The following is a 19,340-nucleotide window of genomic DNA, read 5'->3' on the forward strand; positions in this document are numbered from 1 at the left end:
GTCATCAAAGGTTGGGAAGCGCTGTGTCAACAGGCGCCCGCGAACACGGCCACGGCCTGGCGCGAGCTTCGCACTCGGCCAGATCATCTCGTGCCGACCGGCCGGCACCACCAACTCAAAGGTCGCCTGGCGACGGCAGCGCATGGCGGTGTCGAGATGGACCAATGGCAGTACGAAGTGACCGGCGCGGGGCGACTTTGGTACCTCACGCCCAGCGTTTATGTAGCACGTCTGACAGCCCGAGGGCCATGGTGGCGGTACGTCGATTACGCCCGGCGGGACAACTCCCGCGGACACCCGCGAGTCGGCAGAATGCCGTACGAGCTGTGAAGGATTACCTCGACTACACGGCGTTTTCCCGAACAGGCCTGATCAGGTAATTGGTTTCGGCGGAGCACTACACCGTCGACGATGCGACGTACGCCGTCGACAGCCTCGCCGTTGACTGGAACGTGCAGGCCGCGAAGTCCGCGCGAAGCTAGCTCTCCTCAAACCCAGACTGATCGAACTTCAGCGTTTTGGCGTTCTCGGCGACCGTGCGAATCTTGTTCTCGTCGAACCCGTTTGAGTCGACAGCCTCGATTTCGATTCGCACCACTAGTTCAATTCCTTGGTCGCGCAGGTTTGCGATGACCTCATCCGCGATGTTCTTGAAATCGAGCGCGATCTTGTCCGAGCTGAGGGTCTTCACGCCGTAGAAGCGGGTCTTGGCCGGCGGGAACCCGACGTCGACGCCTGGTCCCTTGGCCGGCTGCGGTTTCGTTGGCGACGGACTGGGATCCCCAGATTCGGGGGCAGGCTCTTCTTCGGCACGCTGCTTGGTGGCAACATCGGGGCGCACGAGCAGGAGCGAGTCCGTGGCAACCGGTGCGGAATTGGCATCGCCAGGAATCCACAAGCCGACGTACCGGCCGTCTTGGTAGCCGGTGGCCAACGCGAAAGCATCGGTCTCCCAGATCAGGGGAAGCTCACGGACGCCTTCTTGCAACACTTTCCGATCGCGGAGGCGCGGCATATAAGGATACTGGCAGTACAGCTCCCACAGCGCGCCGAGCGTAACGTGCCCGTCTTTCCAGATCTGTGGGACCTTGTTGATGGCAAGCCGAACGGTCACGGCGGCCTGCTGTGTTGACAGATCCCCGTCGCTGCCGAGACGACGGGACACTCGTTCGGCCAGTGACTCCGACTGTCCTTCCACCTTGGTCTCGCGCAGGATGAAAGGCGCTCCCGGATCGGGCTGTGACGGAATGAGGGCCCACGTAAATGTTTGCAGCAGACGCGATTTGACCGTCTGGTCGGCCGTTGCCTGCCGCTGGGTGGCCTGATCCTTCTGGTTCGTGGTGAGATCCAGATCGGCCTCGTTGGCCAGGACGTGGCTCCAGCCGAGGTAGTCGCGCACCGCGTTGTCGAGCTCTTCGAGTCGTGCTTCGTCGGCGGCCAGATACACCAGCATGTTGCGATTGATCCGATTGGCGTTGCCGCGCTGTTCGGTTGTTTTGTGTGCGAATGCCTTTGCCGCAGAATCGGTGCCGCGTTTGTGAGCGACCTTGGGATGCAGGATCACCAACCGCGCTTCGTCGGTATCGGGGATGTCGATATTGGATTCCGGGCACACGTGGACGCCGGCGAAGTCACCGCGGGTGTGGGCCTGGGCTTGCAGCCGCAGTGCGATTTCGGCCCAGACGTCTTCCTTGTGGAGGCGTTCGGCCTGATCCTTGGCGGCACGAGTGATGTTTGCCTGCAGGTCATACCAGTATTTGCCGGAGCCAGAGTAGAAGTAGGTCGCCCGATCACCGAGCTGAGTCAGTGCGGCATGGAAATTCCCGGGGGTGTCATCGGGCCTCGCCGTGCCGAGAAACACCCGCGAGCAATTGTCAATACCTGTGGATCGGGGTGTTTCAGGCGACCTCCGTTTCGGTGTGCTGATCGCCGTCTGACGGTGGTGTCGGTGGGGTGATGTCGGTGGGTCGTTCGAGCAGTTTGCCTTTGTGGAAGACCGCTCCGGCGCGGACGAGGGCGACCAGATGTGGGGCGTTGACGGCCCGCCAGCGGGCCTGCGCGGCGTCGATCAGCTTGTAGGCCATGGCCAATCCAGCGGCCCGCGATCCCGGACCCTTGGTGACCTTCGTTCTCAAACGCACTGTGGCGAAGGTACTTTCGATCGGATTCGTGGTACGCAGATGGATCCAGTGCTCGGCGGGGTAGTGGTAGAACTCCAGCAGGACATCGAGGTCGTCGACGATCTTGGCGACCACTTTCGGGTACTTCGCGCCGAAGGCAACCGCGAAGGCCTTGACCGCGACCTGAGCTTTGTCGATGTCTTCGGCGTTGTAGATGTCCTTGATGGCCGCCAGCGCGGCCGGATGCGCTGACTTCGGCAGCCCGGCCAGGACGTTGGCCTGCTTGTGGAACCAGCAGCGCTGCTCCTTGGTCGACGGGAATACCTCCCGCACCGCCTTCCAGAACCCGAGCGCGCCATCGCCGACGGCCAGCACTGGGGCGGTCATGCCGCGGCGTTTGCAGTCGCGCAGCAGATCCGCCCACGACTCGCATGACTCCCGATAGCCGTCGGTGATCGCCACGAGCTCTTTGCGGCCGTCAGCGCGCACGCCGAGCATCACCAGCAGGCACAGCTTCTCCTGGTCCAGGCGGACCTTGAGGTGAATGCCGTCGACCCACAGGTAGACGTAGTCGCTGCCGGACAGGTCCCGGGCAGCGAACGTACGGGCTTCGTCTTGCCACTGCGCGGTCAGACGGGTGATCGTGGTGGCCGACAACCCGGCACCCGAGCCGAGGAACTGCTCGAGTGCGGGCCCGAAGTCGCTGGTCGATAGGCCGTGCAGATACAGCAGCGGCAGCACCTCACTCATCTGCGGAGACTTGCGTGCCCAGGCCGGCAGGATCGCCGAGGAAAACCGCTGCCGCTCACCAGAATCGGGGTCGACACGGCGATCGTTGACCCGCGGCGCCTTCACCTGCACGGCACCGGCCGCGGTCAACACCTCACGCGGCTGGTGATAGCCGTTGCGGACCACCAGTCGGTGACCGTTCTCGTCGAGCTGATCAGCGAATGCGGCGACGTACGCGGCGACCTCGGCCTGCAGTGCAGCGGCCAACATCTGCCGGGCTCCGTCGCGGACGATCTCGTCCAACAACGACCGGCCGGCCTCGCCGCCGTTGGCCTCCTCGGCATCGTGAACTACGGTGAGCATGGGCGTACCTTCCCAACCAGCGCGCCAACGCCGGTCTTGATCGAATACCTGATTCCGTGATGATCATCCTCGGGAAGGTGCGCCCACTTTCAGGCCGCCTCCCCGGGCCTCATCCACAGGTATTGATCATTGCTCAACACCCGCTGGACCTCCAGGCCTTTGTGGGCCGAGCCGATGGTGGGAACGGCGCCGAAGAAGACAGTTCGGGCCAGACGCTTAGTCAGCGACCGCTGACCAAACAATGGTTTCGCGACGTCGACGCGGGCCGGTTCGGAGTTCGGGCCGTCGACGTCAGCGTCGATCACTGCCTTCCATGAATCTGGAAGGTAGCTGGTCAGCTCCGAGTTCACCCGTCCTACCGACAGTGGGATCGAGCCGGGCATGATCAACGACGCAGTGTCATTTTCGATGTTCCAGAGCGCGTGGATCACGGTGCTCATCAGACGCAGGACTCCGCGGGTGCGCTGGAACCGCTCCAGTGATGACCACTCCTCATAGAGGCGGTCGAAGAGCTCGGGGTGAATGGGATAGGTCCGTTTGATGCGGTCCTCGTAGGCAGTGTCGCGGCACTCGCGGGGGAAGTCGTCGCTGTACTTGCGGTAGAAGTCGACGTAGGCGCGTGCGGTGGCCCCGATCGATGCCAGCGCAGCGGCATCGGGCTGTTGGAACAGTCGCTGCCTGACGATCTGGTACGCCTCAAGCGATGAGGCCGGGCGCCATTGGTCGGCGACGCGCCCAACGACGCGCTGCAGGCGATGTAGGGCTTCCAGTCCGTTCGAGCCGCCGACTTCCTCGGCGCTTCCGGCGATTGGCTCCGCACTGTCGATGGAATTGGAAGCCGGTATCGAAATCACCAGCAGCACACCAGACGTTCCTGTGGCGGCCTCGGTGAGCGATTGCGCGAAGGTGAACTGATCATCGAACGTGCCACCGGCGAGGTCATCGCGTCCGACGAGTGAGCGGGCGTAGGCAACCCATTCGTCGATCAGGATGACCGCGGGGGAGTACTTCGCCAGCAGTTCGTGGAGGGCTGCGCCCGGAGGCGTTCGGTTGACATCGGCTTCGGCGACAAGTGCGTACGCCTCCGCGCCGCCCAGCTGCCAGGCCAACTCGCCCCAGAGCGTGTTGACATGAGGGCCGCCAGTCTTGGGTTCGCCGGCTGGGCTGAAATGATTGCCGACGATCGCGACGCGGTTCACCATGCCGGCTTGGTAACCGTTGGCGGTGAGCAAGTCTGCGGTCTCCTGCGGGAAATCACCCACCGGAAGCCCGGCAGCGACATGCCACAAGGCCAGCATCGAGTGGGTCTTGCCGCCACCGAAGTTGGTCTGCAAGTTGATCACCGGTGGCGCGTTGTCGTCTCCGGCCAGGCGCCGAACGGCTCGGCCGACGAGATCGGTCAGGCCTTCGGTCAGGTAGGTACGCCGGAAGAATGTCACGGGATCGGCGTAGTCCGAATCCTGTTCTCCGCCAAAGGCGACCTTGTGCAGATCGGCCGCGAACTCGGAGGACGCGAAGTTGCCCGTCGCAACATCATCGTGCGGTGGCAGCACTTCCCGCCACGGCTTGAGTCCGGTGGCCTCAGGGTTGTCGACAGCGGCTTTGAGGACCTTCTTGTCGTCCTTATCGGCGGTGACCCGGCGCAGATTGCGCTTGATGGTTTGGACTTCGTCGGCCTCGGCGCCGCTGCCGATCAACCGGAGCAGGCGCTCGGCGGTGTCCAGAGTGCGGTAGGCGTCGTCGTCGCTGAATGAACCGTTGTGCGCCCAGGTGTTTCGCGCCTCCCGAAGTTCGATGGCGAAGGACTCGCCAGCCTTGCCGAGTGCTTCGTTGAACGGATACCAGCCTTTTCTGAATCCGCCGGTGATGTTGCCTTCGGTGAGCATCCGCAATTGCACCTGCGGGTCGAGCGGCTCGTATGTCTTGGTCGACGGGGCGCCGTTTTTAGAGTCCTTGTTCTGGACGAGTTTGGGCCACGCCGCGCCGAGCGCCGGGTCGCCTTGCCCGATCACCGAGGATATGAAGTCATCCAAGGCAGGCGCGATGACCTCGAACATGCGGTTGATGCGGTCGCGGTTGCTCAGCGCCATGTCAGTCGTCCCCCTCGTCGTAGTCCAACGTGCCCTGCGCGCTGGTTGTCGGAGCATCAGCCCGTGCCACGTCAAGAATTTCGGGCCAGCTGGTGACCAGGCTGTTGAAGCTCAGCGCGTCCTTGGTCCAGCCGTTGCTCTCGGCGATCCGGAAGAGTAGGTGGGCAAGCTCTTTCACCAGATCAGCATCGATTGCGGCGTCCGGCCGGGTCAACGCAGTGCGTAGGAATTCGCCGGCGGGGGTGATGCCGTCGCCTTCCAGCTTCTTGATCAGGTGGTGCAGGACTTCCCAGTTGCTGGTGTGCAGATCGGCGAGTACGTCGTAGTCGGAAGCCAAGTCGGACGGCTTGATCAGCTGCACCTTCCCGGCTCGGCTGATCAGGATGCCATCGCGATCCATGGCGTCGACGGAGGTGTTGCGGGCGTTGGCCAGGTTATTGGCGTCGCCGAAAGTGCCTGTGTCGTAGCCATGTTGGCGATACCAGGCGATGGCGAACCGACTGGTCGAGTCGAAATCGCCTTCTTGCTCATTGAGCACCTGGTCGAGAATCTCGTTGATGCGTGCGAGCGCGGACCGCACGGACATCTTGGAGCCGTCTGGTTCGAGGACCGCCAAGTAGCGAGAGAACACGGCCATGCCAGGGCCGATTGCTGCCTGAGGCAGGTCAACCGGGGCGATCGCGCCTTGTTGCAACTCTCTGAGCGCGGAGGGCAATTCGGCCTTGAGGGCCTCGATGAACGCGCGGCGGTCGGTCTGTGGCGCCTCCTCAGGACGAGGGCGGAGCGCTAAGACGATTGACGAGGCAAGGGCATTGGTTCCCTGGGAGAGCATCCGATTGCTGAGCTCACTGCGGAGCGGCCAAGTGGCGGTGACCGCCCAACCTGAGCGGATCATTCCTTCCAGCAGGGTTTCCCAGCCGGACGATGCTTCGCCAGCATCTGTGGTCTCGGATTGTTTGAAGGCGTAGTAGACGGTGATCGGGTAGTCGGGGAGCGCGGATTCGCGTGCCCGTCTGAAAACCTCTCGGAACCCGTCTTCAAAGAATCTATGCGCTCCCTCTCGCCCGCCGTGGCGGTAGGGGTTCGCGACAAGCTCTTCCGACTTGGGCACCAGCATCGTGCTGAGCAGCTCGGGGTGGATCGCCCGTAGCGAGCGGCGCAGCCACACGTAGAAGAAGTCCGATAGGTCCGAATAGCCGATGTTGTCGTAGTACGGCGGGTCAGTGGAGATCAGCAAGCCATCGAGAGGGCGGTCGTCAGCCGATGCTTGCCTGGCCTCTCCGATCGTGTTGCCAGCGACTTGGATGCTCTTCACGATGCTGTTCAGACTGACTGTGTATGAACCCGCTGCCTTTCCAAATGGAGTCGTATCGGGGAAGTCCCAGATCATCGGGATGGCCTGGCGAGCAAACAGATTGCGAATCTGTTCTTTGGTGTTCTCCCAGCGGCACAGCGCGTTGGCTATGTCGGCAAGTCTGCTGACACCTAGTCCGAGATACGTCGCTACCGCGTCGGCGTAGGCAGCGGCGCCGGTGCCGCCGGGTTCGAGGCGGTCGCCCTCGGGCATGCCTGCGGCGCACGCGTCCGCGAGTACGTGCTCACGTGCCTCCGTGACCAGGTCGCCGAGCGTGGTGAGCGCGGTGAGCTGTCGCGGAGTGAACAGGTCGGCAAATGTTGTCATGCCATAGTTTGGAGTCTTGAAGTCGCGCGGATTGTTCGGCAGTTCACCTCGTGGCACGTCGTCGGGACGCGGAACCTGTGCCGCAGCTTCGTGCTCAGGCGTTGGTTTCAGGTAGATGCGGGTGCGGTTGCCCTCAGCGACAGTCGTCATCAGTTGTGAACCCATCCGTCCCGCGCGGCCCTCGGCCCGAATGTATTTCAGCTCAACGGCTGATCCGCAACCGATACACGTTGCGCCGGTTCGCCCGACAGTGCCGTCGGTCTCTGTTGTCGGCGCAGTCTTCGGATCGTGGCCGATGGAGAAGCTGACCTTGCCGTCGACCACGGACGGCACGACGTACGCCTCTTTGCCTTTCTTCTTACCGAGCCACCACGACCGCACCAACGGCATCGCAATACGACACGCGGGGTTGGGGCAGGTGACGGTACGTGCCCAAATCCAGGCAATGACAGTCGCTTTCGACCCATCCGGCAGGGCTGCCTTAGGGTACAGGTGCCCGATCCGCTTTTCGGCCTCATCGCGCATCCACGCCCCATAGGCCCGCACATCGGCGGCCAGACCTTCGGCGCCTTTCCATGAGCGGATCTCGGATTCAGCGAGGCCCGGGAACACTGGCGGCAGGTCGCGGAACTTCGGCGGAATCTCGATCAGCGCCTTATTGATCAGTACCGCAACGGGATTGAGGTCCGATGCGTGCGCCTCCAGGCCGAGCCGCTGTGCTTCGAGCGGTATCGTGCCGCCACCGGCGAACGGATCGAGGATGGGTGGGGGATTGCCACCAGTGGATTTGAGAATCTCCGCGTGTGCTTCGGCGAGTAGCTTCTCGTCGCGAATGTTCTCCCAAACGACGAGGCGCTCGATCAGTTTGTGCAGACGGTCGCGTTCCTTGCGCTGCAATTCTTCGGTGGGGAACTCTTCGGGATTCGAGGACGGGTCATCGACGAGTTGCGCAAACAGCACGGCGCGGGCAGCAGCGAGCGGACGGCGAGCCCACCACAGGTGCAGTGTTGACGGGTGACCGTGGCGGATCGACTTCTCGCGGGCCGATTCCTTGTTGATGGCTTCCAGCGGAAGCGCAACCTCGATCAGTTTGCGCTTGGGCGCGTTGGTATCAGTCATCAGAATGGCTCGGTTCCCTTGTCCCACATCTTTTTCCAATCCCCACGTATGCCGGTCGCATCGAATCCGCCGAGATCCGTCGAGGCGAATGGATTGTCGAGATACCGCACTTCGTCGTGTTCGGCGCCGCGCGGGTCGACCCGCACCAGCGCCAGTCGGTACCGCGGCGCGGCATTCTTGCCGAGAATCACCTCGTTGTGGGTGACGAAGAAGTCGGTGGCGCCGTCGATGCGGGCCTTCACTTCGACGCGGTAGGTGTCGCCGTCGGCATCTGAGGACAAGATGTCAAAACCCTTGTTGTTGAAGGCTTGTTCGACCGGATCACGTCCCAGCGCTCGTTCGACACCCAGCACCAGATCGACGCCGCGGCGCTCGACTTCCTTGGTCTCCTTGGCATGCATTGGTGCAGAGGGCGGTAGCTCGTTATCTACCATGCCCACCGGAAGCACCAAGGCCGCGGTGACGATGCGCGGCGGCTTGGTCGACATCAATGCCTGCCGGTCCAGCAGCTCTAACCGTTTACGGAGCCGGGAATCAAGCTCGACCGCCTTGCGATTGAGGCTCTCCGACGACTCCTTGGGCTTCGCTCCGGTCTGCTCCTTCTCGGACGCCACGAGCGCCTCGAGCAGTAGCCGATCGCGTTCTTCCTCGAGGCGTTTGGTCACCAGTTCGCGGGTCTTGGCGAGTTCGGCGGCACGGCGCGGCTGTACCTCTGCCAGGTATTCGGGTAGTTGGGTGGTGATGATCCAGCTGGTGGCGCGGTCTTCGGCGTCGGCAAGCCAGGACAGTTGGCGGGCTGCGGTGACTGCCGGCGTCTCCGGCGCAGCGACACAGTCCAGGTAGGGAGCGGGTCCGGCCGGTCTGACGGCGCACTGGCTGTCCACGTATGCATAGCCGAACCGCCTGGACACCGAAGCGCCGGTAGCGTCGGTCACCTCTTCGGTGACACCCACAAGGAGCTGCGGCTCGTCCAGCGTCGCCGACACCAACACCGTCCCGTCGGTGAGAGTTTCCCCGAAGCGGCGGATCGCTTCGCTCATCACTGCGTCATGAAGCGGGTGGCCTGGGGCGAGCAGATCGGCGCGGGTGAGTTCTTCGGAATGTACGTGTCCCAGGTCGAAGGTCACGCGGTCGTATCTGGTGGGAACGGGCCCGAACTTGCCGTCGCGTAATGGTGCTGGGACGTTGGTGATTTCGTATCGGCCGCGCTCGCGTTTGGTGATGCGTCCGCCGAGTCGGGTGAAGGCCGCCTTGAAGGCCATCTCGATGTAGTGGGGCTGCAACCGGCGTGCTCGCGCGTCGTCCATGGCCGCGCGTAACTTCTCCAGCTCGGCCTCGGCGAGATGGTCGGACGCCAGGGCACGTTCTTCGAGCAGTTCCTTGAGCCCGTCGGAGACGTTGTGATCGATGACTTGCTGCATCTTGGCGCGTGTCTCGGGCAGCTCGCCGTAGCGAATGGCCTCCAACAGCAGGTCGCGCAGCGGGGTCTCGTTGAACGCTTCGCCTAGTACATCGAAAACCTTGCCGCCGTAGGCTTCCCGCTGTTCTTCGATCTTTTCGAGCAGGCGGACGAAGACGTCACCCTCGCGGGTGTTGCTGGCCACGATGTTCCACAGCCGGCAGACTTCCTCCTGGCCGATGCGGTGGATACGGCCGAACCTTTGTTCGATGCGATTCGGGTTCCAGGGCAGATCGTAATTGACCATCAGGTGCGCGGCCTGCAGGTTGAGTCCCTCGCCGGCGGCATCGGTCGCCAGGAGGATTTGGCAGTCTCGGTTCTTGGTGAATTCTTCGGTGATCTGGCGGCGCTCACGGCGCCGGACCCCACCATGAATGGCCTGCACGGCAGCAGGTTTCCCGAGCAGCGAGCGGATCCGGCCGGCCAGGTAGTCGAGGGTGTCGCGATGTTCGGTGAAGATGATGAGCTTGCGCGGCCATCCGTTGGTATCCGTCGTCAGTGCCTCGTCGTGAAGGATGTTGCTCAGCTCGGTCCACTTGCGATCGGTACCGGAATCGCGAACTTGTTTGGCGGCGCGGGTCAGCTCCGACAGTTCGAGCAACTCGGCGTCGAGTTCGTCCACCGTCTGCGCTGCAGTAGCGGCATCGAGCAGTTCCTCTTCGAGCGCTTCGATCTCTTCGGAGTTGTAGTCGTCGGTGTCAAGGGCATCGACATCGACGGTCGGTTCGTTCTCGACGTAGGTGCCGTTGACGATTTCCTGCTTCTTGCGCTCGAGCCGTTCGGTTCGGCGGACCAGGCTCTTGTAGATCGCCTCGGGGCTGGACGCGAGTCGTCGTTGCAGCACGGTGAGCGCGAATCCGACTGTGTTCTTGCGCTTTCCGCCCACCCGGTCGGCGCGGTTCATGCCTTCGCGGACGTAGGCGGTGACCTGCTCGTAGAGCGAATGTTCAAGGGCGGTCAGCTCATAGGGCACTGTCTCGGCACGGCGCTCTGGGAACAGCTTCTTGCCGTCGAAGGTGAGGAGGTCCTCCTTGACCATTCGGCGCATGATGTCGGCGGTGTCGGTGGCCTTGGTGTTCCTGCCCTCGAACCGGTCACGGTCCAGCAGAGTCAGGAAGAGATTGAAGTCCTCGTTCTTGCCTGAGTGCGGCGTCGCCGTCATCAAGAGGAGATGACGCGTGATCCGGCCGAGAAGCTCGCCGAGCTGAAAACGCTTGGTCTTCTCCAGCTTTCCGCCGAAGTAGTGGGCGCCCATGCGATGCGCCTCGTCGACGATCACCAGATCCCACTCGGTCTCCGTGAGCTGAGCCTGCAGTTCCTCGTTGCGGGACAGCTGGTCCATACGGGCGATGAGCAGCGGGTTGGTCTCGAAGACGTTGAGGTCGACGTGGGCATCGATGAGCTGGTTGGTCAATAGGTTGAACCGCAGCCCGAACTTGAAGAACAGTTCGTCCTGCCACTGTTCCACCAGGCCACCCGGGGCGACGATCAGGCATTGGCGGACGTCGTCACGCAGCAGGAGTTCCTTGATGTAGAGACCCGCCATGATGGTCTTGCCGGCACCGGGATCATCGGCGAGGAGGAATCGCAGCGGCGTCCGGGGGAGGAGTTGTCCGTAGACCGCGCGGATCTGATGCGGCAGTGGACGCACGTCGCTGGTGGCCACCGCCAGCATCGGGTCGAAAAGTCCTGCGAGGCTGATTCTTTGGGCCTCGGCTACCAGTTTGTAGTCAGATGCTGATGCGTCGAATGGTCGGCTGGCCGCCGCGGCTGCACGCAGCTGGTCCTGGTCTTTCCTGAAGACGACTTGCTGACCGAGCGCACCGTTGTTGGTCCGGTACGTCAGCTCGACTGCCTCGGTGCCGTGCTGTTGGGCGGCGAGCACGGTGACGATTTCAGCGGGGATCAGTCCTTCGATGCGGAGTCCCGATTTGAGCTCTTCTAGCTGCACACGACCTCCAGGCATGACTTCTTGGAGGTGTTCGCTGTCGTCTGCAAACCGGTGTCGCCCGAGAGCGCGTTGCGCGCAGGGGTATGCCAACCGTCAGACATGTCGACTGGCCACCCCGACGCTCCCTTCGTCCGTCGGGAGAGCCATGTATAGATGGTGCAGCCGACAAGTCGGCATATTACGCCATCTATAGATGGTCGACGCCGGAATGGCGTATCGGCAGATTGCAGGGGTGCCGCAGTCCGAGATCGAGCGAAAGCTCGCTGGTGCTCTCGGTCGACGGTTGGCGGGGCTCCGGGAGGAGCGTGGACTCACTCAAGAAGCCCTGGCTGAAGCCAGCGGTATCAGCCGGAATCACTACCAGCTGCTGGAAAGCGGCATCAGCAACCGAAAGACCAAGCGCCCGGCCAATCCGCGGTTATCAACGTTGGTGGCGCTCAGCGATGCATTGGGTATGTCGGCAGCGGAGTTGGTGGCCGAAGTCTTGAGTGAGCGCGACTGAACTGGGTTCATTCCATTGGGTGGGCGCCGATCGACGCCAAGTAGCGTCTCCGATGTTCCGGCGCCCGAAGATGAGCTTGTATGGGTGCCCGGTGGCCTTGACCGGCTTGGCGCCACCGTGACACCTTCCGGACCCGTGGTTTCGAGCCCGATCCGATACCAATCCGTAAGCGAGGAGCGATTCGCTCACCCTCCGTCCGTTGGCAACAACCTACGCTGGCCGGTATGTCCAAGTCCGCACGTGGCAAGCAACCCAAGCGTCACCTTCGGTCGGTGCCGACTCCGCCTTCGATCAGACCTGAGGACCAGCCGCTGTTCCAGGCGCTGCGTACTGCGTTGCGCTCCGACCAGCCTCTGGCATTGCTCGAACTCGTGAGTGGGCTGATCACTGCCACCGATCCGCGCTCTCGCAATCCCTGGGCTCGCGATGACGATGGCCCCAGTCTCGACGCCCTGATCGAGTCGTTTATCGGTACCTCGTTCGCGCAGACCACGGCCGCGTTGTCCGTCATCCGCGAGCTGGTCCCGGACCAGGCGATGGCGGCGCGTATCGATCGCGAATTGGCCGCGCGCCGCCAACCGTTGCCGAATTGGCTTGACGCACTGGCGAATACCCGCGCCGACCCGGAAGTGTGGTTCCTGACGCACGTTCTTGGCGACGGTGACGACTACTTTTTCGGCGCGACGCTGCCCGACGGCCGGCAGCTGACGGCGCTGGTTTATGTCGACCACAACATGGGCACGGTGGTCAAAGACGCATTCGTCGTTCCGGAACCGATTTCAGTCGTGCTGGAGCGGCTACAACCGTCGATCGAAGACGGGCAGTCACTGACACCGTTCGACCCGGCTGAGGCGCGGGCGATAGTCGAGAAGGCGATCGATTTCGGATCCCGATTGTTCCCGCCGTTGGAGTCGGAGTCCTGGCCCATGTGCCGGCCTCTCGTGGAGTGGCTGGTGCGTATGCAGCCGGCCGGAGGCGCGGTGCCGGAACGTCATGAATGGACCGACGAGGAGAGAACGGCAATCGCCGACGATTTCTTCGCCTCGCGGTTCGGTGACGCCATGGACACCGCCGATGCGCGTGGTCTGCTGGACTCGATCTTGTGGTTCGCGACCGAATGGGGACCCGGTGATCCCTACCGGTGGAGCCCCGTCAACGTTGAAATCCTCCTCGTGGACTGGGCTCCGCGAAAGATAGTGGCGGACACGGGGTATCTCGCACAGCTACCGAACGTGTTGCGCTCATTCATCGCCTACTGCCATCTCCGCCAAGGCATCAGCGCCACCCTCACGGCCGAGACCTTGACGTCCGTCGGTAGATGGGAAGGCGAATTTCAGCGGATGATCCGGACGGATCGTCCGCAGGGTGCGGCGGCGCTGGCCGCCCGGTTGCTGGGGGAGGGCTTCGGCGGATTCGACGATGACGACCCAAGCCTCGCAGAGATCATGCTCGAGCGCTTGGACGCGATGGTCGGCGGCCATTTCCAGTTGCAGAATCTGACCGACGAGCCATTGGATGATGAGCCGTTTGACTGGGCGGGCATAGCCGACGACATCCGGCCCGCCGTCGAGACGGTGCTGGCCCTGTGCGACCGCTGCGCGGATGAGCTCTTCGATGTCGAGCACCGGACGGCGATGCGTCGCTTCCTGGGCCGTGCTGCGGTGGCCGATCCAGCGATCTTCCGTCGTAAGGCATCGTTGGAACGCGGAGCGGCCGCCGTGGCCTGGGTGATCTGCCGAGCCAACCACTCCATCGGCCGATTCGGCACGCCCCCGGTCACTGAACTGCTGGGGTGGTTCGGGGTCAAGGGCAGTGTTTCGCAGCGTGCCGAGCCGTTGTTACGTGCGAACGGGGTTGCCCCACATTCGGCTTACGGTGACATGAGACTCGGCGCGGCGGACTTGCTGACCGCCGCGCGACGTCGATCGATCATTCAAGTGCGAGATCGCTACCAGGGGAGTGCGGGGTGAACGTGGCGGTCTTCGTCTCTACACCGAGCGTGGGGGTTGCCGAGCTTCGCTTCGGCGTGTCGGCTCGTCAGGTCCCACGGTCGGCTTGAGATGGGCCGATAGCACCGGCGATACCGCATCCCAGATGGGTATGCAGCAAGCAGACCGGGACTGGAGTGACGGCTGTGACTATTGCCGACCGGGCCGCTTTTGACTGCGCGTCAGCGCAGACAAAGTGCGAGTGGTGACCTGCGTAGACGCACACTCAATGCTCGGCGGGGGCGGGAACGGGCTTGGCGCGCAACGGGTCTGCAGCCACCGGGACCAACGGCACGGCCAGCACCGGGAACAGCGCGCACACCGCGAACGCGGCCGGGAACCCGAAGGCTCCGATCAGGGCGCCGAACACCGGCGGCACGATGCCTGCCGTCAGCAATTGCGTCGTGTTCTGTACGCCCAACGCCCGCCCGCTCCAGAACGGCCCGGCGATCTCGGCGATCGCGGTGAAGGACAACCCGTTATCGGTCACGGTCACCACCGACGCCACCACCATCACGAACACCGCCACCGGCCAGTGCAGGTAGTCACACAGCGCCAGCAGGCCCATGGTGACACCGGCCAGAACCGCGATGACCCGCACCGGATGCAGCCGCGAGCCGGCCAGATCCGACCACCGGCCGGCGCCGATTCGCCCTGCAGCACCGCATAATTGGGCCACCGTCACCATCGTGCCCGCAGCGCCGGCCGACCAGCCGTGCGCTGTCATCAGCCACACCAACGAGAACGTCCACACCAGGCATTGCGGCACGACCAGCAGCACCGACACGGCGTGGATGCGTGCCAGCGCCGAGGAGCCGCGGTAGGGATTGGCCAGATCGGTTGCGGGAGCGGAGGATCGGGGCGGCCGGGGCGGGTCGATGACGCCAACGACGGTCACCACGGCAGCGACCAGACAGGCTATCGCGGGGAACAGCAGTGCGGCGGACACTCCGGATGACTCGGCCAGGCGCGGAATCACCAAGGCGCCCAGTCCTACTCCCAGCGGCTGCGCCGTCTGGCGGATGCCCATCACCAGCCCGCGCTGCTCCGGCGGGAACCAGCCCACGACCAACCGACCGCTGGCGGAATTGGAACTCGCGGCCGCCATGCCGCCCAGCAACAGGAAGGCCCCGACCGCCACCAGCGAGTCGGCCCAGGCCGCAGCGAACGCCGCCAACGACGTCAACAGCGACCCGACGACCAGAACGAAACGTTCACCGACCCGGTCGACGACCCAGCCCCACGCGATCAGCGTCAGCACCATGCCGAAGCTCGGCATGGCCGACACCAGGCCCGCGCGCGACAGGTCCAGTCCGCGTTCGCCGTGCAGCGTGGGGATCAGGAAGGCGGCGCCGTTGATGAAGACGTTGGCGCACATCGTCGAACCGAGCGCGATCACCAGCATCGACCAGCGGCGGACGGCTGAGACGTTGGTGACCATGGCTTCATGGTGCCACCGTGGTTCTCAAGATATGAATCTGTTTCTCAATATTTGAGAAGGCTACAGTTCGGGGCATGGCTCTGCGGGCGAATATCTTGCGGTTGACGGCGGCTTTCGCGGTCGGCTTGGCGCTGGTGACGGCACCGATGCCCGTGGCATCGGCCGCCGCGCCGAACTGGTCGGGCCTGGACGCCGGGGCGTTCGCCGACCGGGTGCCGCCGCCGGGCGGGCTCATCCGGTCCGTGCCGTTGAACCCCGAGCTGTCGGTCACCGCTGCGGCGCGCGCCTATCGGATCCTGTATTCGACCACCGACCAACACAATTCACCCGCGGTCAGCACCGCGGCGGTGTTCGTGCCGAAGGGTGAGGCCCCGCCGGGCGGGTGGCCCGTCATCGCCTGGGCGCACGGCACCGTCGGCCTCGGCGACGACTGCACGCCCTCGGCGCAGCCCCGCAGCGCGCGTGACAACGAATACCTGTCCCACTGGCTGGATCAGGGTTACGTCGTCGTCGGCTCCGATTACACGGGTCTGGGCACCCCGGGCCTGATGAGCTACCTCAACAGCGTCGCCACCGCGCACGCCATCATCGATTCGGTGATCGCCGCGCATCACCTCAACCTGCCGCTGTCGCCGAAGTGGGCGCTCGTCGGCCAGTCCCAGGGCGGCGCGGCGGCGGTCGCGAGCGCGCGGTGGGCCACCGAGTTCAGCAAGGGGAGTGGCCTCGACTACCGCGGCGTCGTGGCGACCGGCACCCCGGCGAACATCGACGACGTCATCATCACGGCCGGTCCCGACATGGTGCTGCCGCCCGGGCTGGGTCCCATCGCGTCGGCCTATACGGCCTACATCCTTGCCGGCTTCCGGGAGCTCCGTCCCGACGTCAACAGCGTGCTCACGCCGGCCGGTCTGGCCGCTGCCGACAAGGCCGAAACGCTGTGCACGGCACCGTTGAGCGCGGCTGTGACGGGTCTGACACCGCCAGAGTTCTTCTCCGCCCCGCTGGCCTCGCTGCCGGACATGCGCAGCGCGCTGGCCGACTTCATGGGCACGCCGATCGCCGGCTACGACCGGCCGATCTTCCTGGGCGTCGGGCTCAAGGACCGTGACGTGCCGCCGTCGTCGACCCTCAAGTTCGCCGATCAGCTCAAAGCCAACGGCCAGGACGTGGCGTTGTACGTCTATCCCGAAGACGACCACTCCAGCACCGTGCTGACCTCGATGGCCGACTCCACTCCGTTCCTCCAAGCCCAGTTCGCGGGCTGACCAGCGGGCCTCACTAGGCTGGGCGGATGCGCCTAGGTCGAATTGCCAGTCCAGACGGCGTCGCTTTTGTGGTGATCGAGGGCGACCCGAACTCCGATGCGGTCTGCAAAGAAATCGCTGAGCAGTACCTGTCCCGCAACCCCACCTTCACCGGGCGCTCCTGGCCGCTGGCCGACGTCCGGCTGCTGGCGCCGATCCTGGCCAGCAAGGTGGTCTGCATGGGCAAGAACTACGCGGCCCACGCCCGCGAGATGGGCAGCGAGCCGCCCGAGGATCCGGTGATCTTCCTCAAGCCGAACACCGCGATCATCGGGCCCAACATCCCGATCCAGCTGCCCGCCGACGCCAACCCCGTGCACCACGAGGGCGAGCTGGCGGTCGTCATCGAACGCCCGGGCAAGGACATCCCGGCCGCCAAGGCCAAGGACTACATCCTCGGCTACACGATCGCCAACGATGTCTCGGCACGTGACCAGCAGAAGAAGGACGGCCAGTGGATGCGGGCCAAGGGGCACGACACGTTCTGCCCGGTCGGCCCGTGGATCGAGACCGCGGTGGACCCGGCCGATCTGGACATCCGCACCGAGGTGAACGGTGAGAAGCGGCAGGACAGCAACACCGCGCTGCTGCTGCACGACGTCGGCGCCATCATCGAATGGGTCTCGGCCGTCATGACGCTGCTGCCCGGCGACATCATCCTCACCGGAACCCCCGAGGGCGTCGGCCCCATCGAGGACGGCGACACCGTCAGCATCACCGTCGAGGGTATCGGCACCCTCTCCAATCCTGTTGTGCGTAAAGGGAAATAACGTGACCACACCTGTCAGGGTTCGCTTCTGTCCGTCGCCGACCGGCACGCCGCACGTCGGCCTGGTCCGCACCGCCCTCTTCAACTGGGCGTACGCGCGACACACCGGCGGCGACTTCGTCTTCCGCATCGAGGACACCGATGCCGCGCGCGACAGCGAGGAGAGCTACAACGCGATCCTCGACGCGCTGCGCTGGCTCGGGCTGAACTGGGACGAGGGTCCCGAGGTCGGCGGCCCCTACGAGCCGTACCGGCAGTCGCAGCGCGGCGATCTCTACCGTGACGTGATCGCGAAACTGCTTGCCGCGGGCGAGGTTTACGAGGCCTACTCGACGCCCGAGGAGGTCGAGGCCCGGCACCTCGCGGCGGGCCGTAACCCCAAGCTGGGCTACGACAACTACGACCGCGACCTCACCGCCGAGCAGAAGGCCGCATTCGAGGCCGAGGGCCGAAAGCCGGTGCTGCGCCTCAAGATGCCCGACGAGGACATCACCTGGGTGGACCTGGTGCGTGGCGAGACGACCTTCGCCGCCGGTGTGGTGCCGGACTTCGCGATCACGCGCGCGAGCGGAGAGCCGTTGTACACCTTGGTCAATCCGGTCGACGATGCGTTGATGAAGATCACGCACGTGCTGCGCGGCGAGGATCTGCTGCCGTCGACGCCGCGGCAGATCGCGCTGTACCAGGCGCTGATCCGGATCGGTGTCGCCGAGGCGGTGCCGCAATTCGCCCACCTGCCAAGCGTTCTCGGTGACGGCAACAAGAAGCTGTCCAAGCGCGACCCGCAGTCCAACCTGTTCCTGCACCGCGATCGCGGATTCATCCCCGAGGGTCTGCTGAACTACCTGGCGCTGCTGGGCTGGGGCATCGCCGACGACAACGACCTCTTCAGCCTCGACGAGATGGTGGCGGCCTTCGACGTGGCCGACGTCAACTCGAACCCGGCGCGCTTCGACCAGAAGAAGGCCGACGCCATCAACGCCGAGCACATCCGCCGGCTGGCCCCGGAGGACTTCGCCGCCCGGCTCAAGGCGTACCTCGACGCGCACGGCCATGACACCACGTTGGATGCCTTGGGTTTCGCCGCGGCGGCCGAGTTGATCCAGACCCGCATCGTCGTCCTCGGCGACGCGTGGGACCTCGTGAAGTTCTTCAACGACGACGCCTACGTGATCGACGAGAAGTCGGCGGCCAAGGAGCTCAAGCCCGAGGCTGCCGAGGTCCTGGACGCGACGCTGAGCGCCTTGGCGGGCGTCGGCGAGTGGAACACCGCCAACATCGAGGCCGCGCTCAAGGCGGCGCTGCTGGACGGCCTGGAACTCAAGCCCCGCAAGGCGTTCGGTCCCATCCGGGTGGCGGTCACCGGCGCGACGGTCAGCCCGCCGCTGTTCGAGTCGATGGAACTGCTGGGCCGTGAGCGCAGTCTGGCGCGGTTGCAGGCGGCCCGAAACGGCCTGTGAGCGGGCGATTTAAAGGCAGGGCCATCTGTTTGGTAGTCTGCTCGTCGGCCCGGAAAGCGCAAAGCGGCGAACATCCGCTGAGGTTTTCCAGGCCGAAGATGCCCGTGATCTGCGGTGATGGGCATCAAATGGGGTATGGTGTAATTGGCAACACAGCTGATTCTGGTTCAGCCATTCTAGGTTCGAGTCCTGGTACCCCAGCTGCCGGAGCGATTAGGTCAGCCAGCGCAACTGAGCTAAGCTATCGCTCCGGAAGTTCTAGCCCCCGTCGTCTAGCGGCCTAGGACGCCGCCCTCTCACGGCGGTAGCGTGGGTTCGAATCCCATCGGGGGTACGTACGAACGCCGGACCTGACAACAGGTCC

At 64.3% G+C, this 19,340-nt stretch carries 10 protein-coding genes, 2 tRNA genes and 1 pseudogene; 7 read left to right on the forward strand and 6 right to left on the reverse strand.

The genetic code is table 11. The features are described from left to right. Positions 1–478: 478 nt before the first annotated feature. The 5 genes and pseudogenes from ACZ5IQ_RS11495 to ACZ5IQ_RS11515 all read right to left on the reverse strand — a co-directional run. Positions 479–1,864: pseudogene (locus ACZ5IQ_RS11495) on the reverse strand (AAA family ATPase); the annotation flags it as partial. A 34-nt stretch (positions 1,865–1,898) separates the two neighbouring features. Then, entirely contained in the window at positions 1,899–3,212 is a 1,314-nt protein-coding gene (locus tag ACZ5IQ_RS11500) for an IS256 family transposase (RefSeq protein WP_024455803.1), read from the reverse strand. Between the two features lie 89 nt (positions 3,213–3,301). Beyond that, positions 3,302–5,302 carry a Swt1 family HEPN domain-containing protein gene (locus ACZ5IQ_RS11505; protein ID WP_464481283.1) on the reverse strand — a complete coding sequence of 667 codons (2,001 nt, stop codon included), beginning with the start codon at positions 5,300–5,302 and terminating at the stop codon, positions 3,302–3,304. A gap of 1 nt (position 5,303) precedes the next feature. Further along, a complete protein-coding gene (locus ACZ5IQ_RS11510) occupies positions 5,304–8,102 on the reverse strand; it encodes a DUF1156 domain-containing protein (RefSeq protein WP_133425926.1) in 2,799 nt (932 codons plus the stop codon). Continuing rightward, complete coding sequence (locus ACZ5IQ_RS11515; protein WP_212814856.1) at positions 8,102–11,512, reverse strand: helicase-related protein; 3,411 nt, start codon at positions 11,510–11,512, stop codon at positions 8,102–8,104. Before ACZ5IQ_RS11515 ends, ACZ5IQ_RS11510 begins: the two co-directional genes overlap by 1 nt. Positions 11,513–11,705: 193 nt before the next feature. Between ACZ5IQ_RS11515 and ACZ5IQ_RS11520 the strand changes: the two genes are divergently transcribed. Both ACZ5IQ_RS11520 and ACZ5IQ_RS11525 read left to right on the forward strand, forming a co-directional pair. Continuing rightward, on the forward strand, positions 11,706–12,014 hold the full coding sequence (locus ACZ5IQ_RS11520) for a helix-turn-helix domain-containing protein (RefSeq protein WP_082761789.1): 309 nt from the start codon (positions 11,706–11,708) through the stop codon (positions 12,012–12,014). 335 nt (positions 12,015–12,349) lie between these two features. After that, on the forward strand, positions 12,350–13,984 hold the full coding sequence (locus ACZ5IQ_RS11525) for a hypothetical protein (protein WP_464481284.1): 1,635 nt from the start codon (positions 12,350–12,352) through the stop codon (positions 13,982–13,984). 244 nt (positions 13,985–14,228) lie between these two features. On the opposite strand, the gene ACZ5IQ_RS11530 is transcribed toward ACZ5IQ_RS11525, so the two are convergent. Next, the gene (locus ACZ5IQ_RS11530) at positions 14,229–15,443 is read right to left on the reverse strand and encodes an MFS transporter (RefSeq protein ID WP_212811939.1); all 1,215 of its coding nucleotides are present in this window, start codon (positions 15,441–15,443) and stop codon (positions 14,229–14,231) included. A 74-nt stretch (positions 15,444–15,517) separates the two neighbouring features. Here ACZ5IQ_RS11530 and ACZ5IQ_RS11535 point away from each other — a divergent pair, with 74 nt between their 5' ends. The 5 genes from ACZ5IQ_RS11535 to ACZ5IQ_RS11555 all read left to right on the forward strand — a co-directional run bounded on the left by ACZ5IQ_RS11535 (position 15,518) and on the right by ACZ5IQ_RS11555 (position 19,310). After that, positions 15,518–16,708 carry an alpha/beta hydrolase family protein gene (locus tag ACZ5IQ_RS11535; protein ID WP_212811938.1) on the forward strand — a complete coding sequence of 397 codons (1,191 nt, stop codon included), beginning with the start codon at positions 15,518–15,520 and terminating at the stop codon, positions 16,706–16,708. A 26-nt stretch (positions 16,709–16,734) separates the two neighbouring features. Continuing rightward, positions 16,735–17,517: a fumarylacetoacetate hydrolase family protein gene (locus ACZ5IQ_RS11540; RefSeq protein WP_212811937.1), complete on the forward strand. Its 783-nt coding sequence runs from the start codon at positions 16,735–16,737 to the stop codon at positions 17,515–17,517. Between the two features lies 1 nt (position 17,518). After that, positions 17,519–18,976 (forward strand): glutamate--tRNA ligase, encoded by a 1,458-nt coding sequence (gene gltX / locus ACZ5IQ_RS11545; protein WP_371824538.1) that lies wholly within the window; start codon positions 17,519–17,521, stop codon positions 18,974–18,976. Positions 18,977–19,105: 129 nt separating this feature from the next. Beyond that, positions 19,106–19,177 (forward strand) — tRNA-Gln (locus tag ACZ5IQ_RS11550). A 60-nt stretch (positions 19,178–19,237) separates the two neighbouring features. Continuing rightward, positions 19,238–19,310: transfer RNA gene (locus ACZ5IQ_RS11555), tRNA-Glu, on the forward strand. Positions 19,311–19,340: the final 30 nt, after the last annotated feature.

The sequence above is a fragment of the Mycobacterium toneyamaense genome (assembly GCF_055384815.1).